The 6,550-nt window shown below is 65.3% G+C and carries 7 protein-coding genes; 2 read left to right on the top strand and 5 right to left on the bottom strand.

The features are described from left to right. Nucleotides 1–598: 598 nt before the first annotated feature. The gene (locus U1769_RS22750; RefSeq protein WP_332720360.1) at nucleotides 599–1,027 is read right to left on the bottom strand and encodes a CBS domain-containing protein; all 429 of its coding nucleotides are present in this window, start codon (nucleotides 1,025–1,027) and stop codon (nucleotides 599–601) included. 81 nt (nucleotides 1,028–1,108) lie between these two features. Here U1769_RS22750 and U1769_RS22745 point away from each other — a divergent pair, with 81 nt between their 5' ends. Further along, nucleotides 1,109–1,411: a hypothetical protein gene (locus U1769_RS22745; RefSeq protein ID WP_332720359.1), complete on the top strand. Its 303-nt coding sequence runs from the start codon at nucleotides 1,109–1,111 to the stop codon at nucleotides 1,409–1,411. A gap of 89 nt (nucleotides 1,412–1,500) precedes the next feature. On the opposite strand, the gene U1769_RS22740 is transcribed toward U1769_RS22745, so the two are convergent. From U1769_RS22740 to hisS, 4 genes are all read right to left on the bottom strand, one after another. Then, nucleotides 1,501–2,412 (bottom strand): DUF4167 domain-containing protein, encoded by a 912-nt coding sequence (locus tag U1769_RS22740; protein ID WP_332720358.1) that lies wholly within the window; start codon nucleotides 2,410–2,412, stop codon nucleotides 1,501–1,503. Between the two features lie 254 nt (nucleotides 2,413–2,666). Beyond that, the gene (prmC, locus tag U1769_RS22735; RefSeq protein ID WP_332720357.1) at nucleotides 2,667–3,512 is read right to left on the bottom strand and encodes a peptide chain release factor N(5)-glutamine methyltransferase; all 846 of its coding nucleotides are present in this window, start codon (nucleotides 3,510–3,512) and stop codon (nucleotides 2,667–2,669) included. Beyond that, a complete protein-coding gene (gene prfA / locus U1769_RS22730) occupies nucleotides 3,505–4,578 on the bottom strand; it encodes a peptide chain release factor 1 (RefSeq protein ID WP_332720355.1) in 1,074 nt (357 codons plus the stop codon). Before prfA ends, prmC begins: the two co-directional genes overlap by 8 nt. Next, the gene (gene hisS, locus U1769_RS22725) at nucleotides 4,575–5,825 is read right to left on the bottom strand and encodes a histidine--tRNA ligase (protein WP_332720354.1); all 1,251 of its coding nucleotides are present in this window, start codon (nucleotides 5,823–5,825) and stop codon (nucleotides 4,575–4,577) included. Before hisS ends, prfA begins: the two co-directional genes overlap by 4 nt. Before the next feature lie 85 nt (nucleotides 5,826–5,910). Here hisS and U1769_RS22720 point away from each other — a divergent pair, with 85 nt between their 5' ends. After that, complete coding sequence (locus tag U1769_RS22720; RefSeq protein ID WP_332720375.1) at nucleotides 5,911–6,543, top strand: DUF1345 domain-containing protein; 633 nt, start codon at nucleotides 5,911–5,913, stop codon at nucleotides 6,541–6,543. The last annotated feature ends 7 nt before the right edge of the window (nucleotides 6,544–6,550 follow it).

The raw sequence follows: 6,550 nt of genomic DNA, 5'->3' as shown, positions 1-6,550 counted from the left end.
ATACGTGAAGGACTTGCGAGTAACGACCTAATTTAACCGAGCTACTGACACCTTGAATGCCAGACCCGGGGCCGCCGCCCACATGTCCCTTCATCTTAACCAACAATGTCAAAGAGCGCAAAAGCCCGACGCCTTACCACACCCCTTTTTAGTGGGGCGGTCTGGCGCCTGGTTTCTGGTGACCGTAGAGGCGAACCGTGTGGTCCATCGCTGCGGTGGAGCTCATTTAGGTTAGGGCTTTTGGACCGTCAACGCCTTTTTGCAATTTTCTTACAATGGCTGTCACAAACCGCAGAATTCAGCCATTTTTCGACATTGTAGGGCCTCGTTACGCCGGCGAATCACGATCGAATCGGCCAATTGGGCCTCGAATCACGCCGGTGGCGAGCTCGAGGCCGAGCCCGGGAGCACCCATCGCGGATTTCGGCAACCGTTCTTCGCTCCCGCGCATTCCCCGTCCCAAAGCTCCGCGCGATTCGTCTTCGGTTCGATCGCGGCCAATGCGAGATGCGCAGCTGCGCTCTCGGCCAAGTGACGCGGCGTTGCGCATCACCTTCGCAATCTGGATCGCGATTACCCGGCCTACGCCGGGGCCATCTTATGCGGACTGGATATAGCTACGCATCGCCTCGGCATCGGCCTCGATCCGATCGATGCGATATTTGACGAGATCGCCGATCGACACCAATCCGATCACCCGCCCGTCTTCCACCACGGGCAGATGGCGGATGCGCCGCCGGGTCATCAGCGACAACGCGCCGATCACGGCCTCGGCCGGGCCGACAGTGATTGCCGGCGCCGTCATCACGTCGCCGACCGTGCGATCGAGCGCCGCCGCGCCGTGGCTGCTCAGCGCATGGATCACATCCCGCTCCGAAAAAATGCCGATCACCTGGGTGCCGTCCATCACGGGCACGGCGCCGATCCGGCGCTCGGCGAGCAACGCCGCCGCCTCACCTAGGCTCTGATGCGCGGTGACCGAGATCACGTCGCGTCCCTTGCCGGCCAGGATCGCTGCTATCGTCATCGTCTTGCTCCTCATGCGCGACCCGTCTCGCCGAGTCCCCGAGGCGCTTGAGGATTCCACGTTTGGAGCCCAATGGGAAGCATGAGCGAGCGCCCGACCGGACTGGATGACCCCGAATATGCGGCTTTCGCCTGGCGCCGCTATCGCCGGCTGCTTGGATGGATGACCTTGTGTTCCCTGCTCTGCGGGATCGTCGCGGTGCTGGGGCTCGACCATTTCTATGGTCCGCTGTCCTGGGTCGCGATCCTGGCCACGATCGGCGGCATCGGCGGATCCGTGCTGATGGCCTCGGCGCTGATGGGCCTGGTGTTCCTGAGTTCCGGTTCCGGCCATGACGAATCGGTCGACGTCCGCGACGACGAGACCGACACGCCCCGGCGCTGAACGGCATCCCGCGGTAAAGCGCGTGGACAAGAAAAAGGCCGGACCCGCGAGCGCGGATCCGGCCTTCTATTTCTGATACCCAGATACGGTCAGCTGACCGGGGTCGTCTCGCTCGCCGGCGGACGGCCGCGCCGCTTGCGCGGCTTTTCCTCGGGCTCGTCGGGCGCGACGATCGCCGAGATGCTGAGCGACGGGGGCAGACGATCCGCTTCGAAGGCGGCAGGTGCCTCCTCCTTCACTTCGCGGCGCGGACGACCACGACGCGGGCGCTCGACCGGTTCAGGTGCAACTTCCTGGCGGGGAGCTTCCTGGCGCGGCTCTTCCTGGCGGACCGGCTCCTGACGCACTTCGTCGTCCTGGGCCGGCGCGGCTCGATTGCCGCGATTCTCGCTACGATTGCCGTTGCGCTCTGCCCGGTCACTGCCGCGATCATTGCCGTTGCGGTCACCGCGATCGTCGCGCGCCGCGCGGCCATTGCCGGCTTCGCCATAAGCGTTGCCGTTCCCATTGCTGTTGCCGTTGCGCGAGCGCGGACGCTCATCGTCATACTGGCCGCCCTGCTGAGTGCCGTTCTGGCCCTCATTCTGGCGATAGCCCTGGTTCGACCCGCGATCCTGCCCCTCATTGGAGCGGTCCTGGGTGTTGCCGGCCTGGCGAGGATCACGGGCGATCGGCTCGCCGTCCTCGTCATATTCCTGCTCATCCTCTTCATAGGCAGCGCCGCCATTCTGGCGACGATTCTCCTCGAAGCGCGAGCGCGTCTCGGCCAGCACGCGGAAATAATGATCCGCGAACTGCAGATAATATTCGGTGTTGACCCGATCGCCCTGCATCTGTGCGTCGCGGGCGAGAGTCTTGTATTTCTCGAGCAGCTGGGCGGCGTTGCCGCGCGCACGGTTGTCGATACGGTTGCCATTATCCTGGCGGCCCGAATTACCTTGCGGGCGCTGTTGCTGCCCGCCGCGGCCGCGACGGCGGCCGGCCTGACGATTATTGATCAAGTGTTGTTGTCCTGTCGTTCGTAACCAACCCGGTCGTGCTCCAGAAATGTGGATGCATGCTCCTCGGCGCGTGATCGCCGATCATCGGCAAAACGCACCTGCCACGGTCGCCGGACGGCAGCGACTTCATGACGAAGGAGGCGGGCAACAGCCCGTTTTCAACCGGTTATGATGAAAACGCGTGCCCCTGTCCCGCTCAATAGCTGCTGGCGGGCCAATCTCCAAGAAGAATATTGTTACGAACTGTGCACGGTTCAAGTGGCGACGAGCGCGCGGGGATTACCGCCCAGGTCATAGCGCAGCGCGACCGACAAACCTTGCGCGGTGAGCAACGCAGTAACGGCTTCGGCCTGAGTGGAGCCAATCTCGAGGATCGCCGCGCCGCCCGGGGCGATCAGGCGCGGAAGCTCGGGGACGATGCGGCGATAATCGTCGAGGCCATCGGGGCCGGCGAACAGCGCCGCGGCGGGTTCATGCTCGCGCACTTCGGCCGGCAAGGTCTCATCCGTACCGATATAAGGCGGGTTGGCGAGGATGAGGTCGAACTGCTCGTCGATCCCGTCAGCCCAGTCGCCGGATCTGAAGCGGGCCCGCCAGGCCATGGCAAGGCGTTCGGCATTGGCCCTGGCCATGTCGAGAGCGCGCTCCGACGCGTCCACACCCAGCCCGGTCGCGCCAGGCCATTGATCCAGCGCCGCGAGCAGCAAGGTGCCCGGCCCGGTTCCCAGATCGAGGATCGTCGCCGGCGCACGAGCGCCGAAATGCTCGACCGCCGCCTCGATCAGCGTTTCACTATCTGCGCGCGGCACGAGCGCGCCGGGGCCGACCTGCAGCTCGATCGTCCAGAAGGCACGAATGCCGGTGATATAGGCGATCGGCTCATGGTTCAGGCGGCGGGCGACGAGCGGGGCGAAGATCGCCGGCGTCGGATCGTCGAGGTGGCGCAGGAGCAGGGATTCGCGCGTGGTGCCGAGCGCGTGCGCCATGAGGAGCTCGGCGTCGAGGCGGGGGGTTTGCGAGACCTCGGCAAAAGCCGTTGCAGCTTCGGCGAGCGCTCTTCTTACTCCCCTCCCGTTTGAGGGAGGGTAGAAATCAGCCATCGAGGCTCGCCAGCCTTTCGGCCTCGTCCTCCGCGATCAGCGCGCCGATCAGCTCGCCGAGTTCACCCTGAAGGATTTCTGGCAGCCGGTGCAGCGTCAGGTTGATGCGGTGATCGGTCACCCGCCCCTGCGGGAAATTATAGGTCCTGATCCGCTCCGAGCGATCGCCCGATCCAACCATGGATTTCCGCGCGCCGGCGCGCTCGGTGTGGAGCCGGTCGCGTTCCAGCTCGTACAGGCGGGTGCGCAGCACCTTCATCGCCTTGGCCTTGTTCTTGTGCTGCGACTTTTCGTCCTGCTGGATCACCACCAGCCCGGTCGGGATATGGACGATGCGCACCGCCGAATCGGTCGTGTTGACGGATTGCCCGCCCGGCCCGGACGAACGGTAGATGTCGATGCGGAGATCCTTGTCGTCGATCTTGACGTCGACCTCCTCCGCCTCGGGCAGCACCGCCACGGTCGCGGCCGAGGTGTGGATGCGCCCGCCGGCTTCGGTGACGGGTACGCGCTGGACGCGGTGGACGCCGCTTTCAAACTTCAGCTTGGCGAACACGCCCTTGCCCTCGACCGAAGCGATCGCTTCCTTGAAGCCGCCCGATTCGGACGACGAGGCGGAGATCAGCTCGACCTTCCACCCCTGCGATTCGGCATAGCGCTGGTACATGCGGAACAGATCGCCGGCGAACAGCGCGGCTTCGTCGCCGCCAGTCCCGGCGCGGATCTCTAGCATCGCGGCGCGTTCGTCGGCCGCGTCGCGCGGCAGCAGGGACAGCGCCAGCGCCCGTTCGGCGTCCGGCAGGGTTTCGCGGATCGAATCGATCTCCTCGCGCGCCATCGCGCGGATTTCGGGATCGGCCTCACCCTCCATCACGCCAAGCACGTTCAGCTCGGCGCGCAGTCGCCGAACCTCGCCCGCCGCCCGCGCGACCGGCTCGAGCTCGGCATATTCCTTGGAGACGGCAACGAAGCGATCGGACGGCAGGTCGCCAGTCGCCATCAGCGCCTGCAACTCGTCCCGCCGCGCCTCGATCTGCGCGATCCTCTCCCCCGAGATACTGCTCATTCCGTCTGCAATATCCCGATCAGGTCACCGAGCGCCACCTCGCTCTGCGTGCCGGGCCCGAGCGCCTTTACCGAAGCGACACCCTTGGCGAGTTCATTGTCGCCGATGATGATCGCGAAGCGCGCGCCCTGCGCGTCGGCCTTGGCCAGGCGCCGCTTCATATTGCCGCGATAGGCCATGTCCGCCGCGATCCCGGCGCGGCGCAGATCGGCGAGGATCGCGGTGCCGCGCGCCTCGGCCGCTTCGCCCATGGGCACGATGACCGCATCGATGCTTTCAGCCGCCGGTTCGTCGAGCAGCATGCCGAGTCGCTCGACGCCCGCTGCCCAGCCGACGCCGGGCGTCTCGTTGCCGCCGAGCGCCCCGATCAGCCCGTCATAGCGCCCACCGGCCAGCACCGTGCCCTGCGCGCCGAGCCGGTCGGTCACGAACTCGAACGCGGTGTGCCGGTAATAATCGAGCCCGCGCACCAGCCGCGCATTGCGCGTCCAGGCCACGCCCGCCGAGTCGAGCCCGCGGGTCACGCTTTCGAAGAATGCGCCGGCCTCGCTCGTCAGATAGGCGTCGATATCGGGGGCGGCGTCGGCGATCGGTCGGTCCTTCGGATCCTTGCTGTCGAGGATACGTAGCGGATTGCGGGTTAAACGATCCTGACTCTCCGCCGACAAATCTCCCTGATGCCGGCTAAAATGCGCGATCAGCGCTTCGCGCCAGGCGTCACGCGTTTCTCCGTCGCCCAACGTGTTGAGCTGCAACGTCACGCCATCGGCAATGCCCAACTCACGCAACAGCTGATCGGCGAGCACCAGCAGCTCGACATCAGCCGCAGGCTCGGCGGCGCCGATCACCTCGGCGTCGATCTGGTGGAACTGGCGGAAACGTCCCTTTTGCGGCCGCTCGTAGCGGAATACCGGGCCGGCGGTGGCGAGCTTGAGCGGCGCATATTGCTGCCACCCCTCGGTCAGATAGGCGCGGGCGATGCCGGCGGTGAATTCGGGCCGCAGCGTCAGCGAATCCCCGCCGCGATCCTCGAAGCTGTACATCTCCTTCGACACCACGTCGGTCGTCTCGCCGAGCGAGCGTGCGAACACCGCGGTCGCCTCGAACACGGGGATCTCGACGCGCTGGAAGCCATAGAGCCGCCGGACATGATCGAATGCAGCGAGCACGCGGGCGAAGCGGCGCTGCTCGTCGCCGAAGATGTCCTGTGTGCCGCGGATGCGCTTGGGGGTTTCAATACGGGCCATGAAGGCGCGCTATCTATGCGAGGGCGGCGGCAAGCGCTAGCCTTAGGATGTTGCGGTCCGAACCAGCGTGATCGTGCAAGGGATGATGGCCATGCAACTCGGCAACAAGATCGCGCCGGCGCGGTTCGTGGCCTTTGTCGTGATATTCGCGGGCGGCCTGGCGATTCTCATCCCCTCACTGGGCCGCGGTCTCGGCACCATGGCCGCGTTCGATATCGCCAGCGCGCTGTTCCTCATCCTTCTCACGCCGTTGCTGCGCAGCAAGGCCAGCGACATGCGCCGCTTCGCCAAGGATAATGACGCCAATCGCGCGCTCTTGCTCGCTCTTACCGCCGTCGTATCACTGGTGGTCCTCGTATCGGTTGCAAGCGAGATGGCGAGCGGCAAGGGCGACCCGCTGACCACGGCCCTGCTCGTCCTGACCCTGGTGCTCGCCTGGCTGTTCTCCAACAGCGTCTATGCGCTGCACTACGCACACCTTTATTATTCGGCTGACGGCAAGGGCGGGGACAGCGGCGGCATCACCATCCCCGGCTGTGACGAGCCCGATTACTGGGATTTCGTCTATTTCAGCTTCACGCTGGGCATGACCTTCCAGACTTCGGACGTCGAGATCACGTCCTGGCGCATTCGCCGCATCTCAACCGGCCATTGCCTCGCCGCGTTCGTGTTCAACATCGGCGTGCTGGCTTTCTCGATCAACGTGCTCGGCGGCTGATCGCCGG

This window comes from Parasphingomonas zepuensis, from assembly GCF_036663735.1.
In the GTDB taxonomy this organism is placed as follows: Bacteria; Pseudomonadota; Alphaproteobacteria; order Sphingomonadales; family Sphingomonadaceae; genus Sphingomonas.
This window is presented reverse-complemented; position numbering and strand designations above follow the sequence as displayed.

Bases quoted from the DNA above. Each gene is read 5' to 3' on its own strand.
- U1769_RS22750 (WP_332720360.1), bottom strand. From the start codon at position 1,027: ATGACGATAGCAGCGATCCTGGCCGGCAAGGGACGCGACGTGATCTCG.
- U1769_RS22745 (WP_332720359.1), top strand. From the start codon at position 1,109: ATGAGCGAGCGCCCGACCGGACTGGATGACCCCGAATATGCGGCTTTC.
- prmC (WP_332720357.1), bottom strand. From the start codon at position 3,512: ATGGCTGATTTCTACCCTCCCTCAAACGGGAGGGGAGTAAGAAGAGCG.
- prfA (WP_332720355.1), bottom strand. From the start codon at position 4,578: ATGAGCAGTATCTCGGGGGAGAGGATCGCGCAGATCGAGGCGCGGCGG.
- hisS (WP_332720354.1), bottom strand. From the start codon at position 5,825: ATGGCCCGTATTGAAACCCCCAAGCGCATCCGCGGCACACAGGACATC.
- U1769_RS22720 (WP_332720375.1), top strand. From the start codon at position 5,911: ATGGCCATGCAACTCGGCAACAAGATCGCGCCGGCGCGGTTCGTGGCC.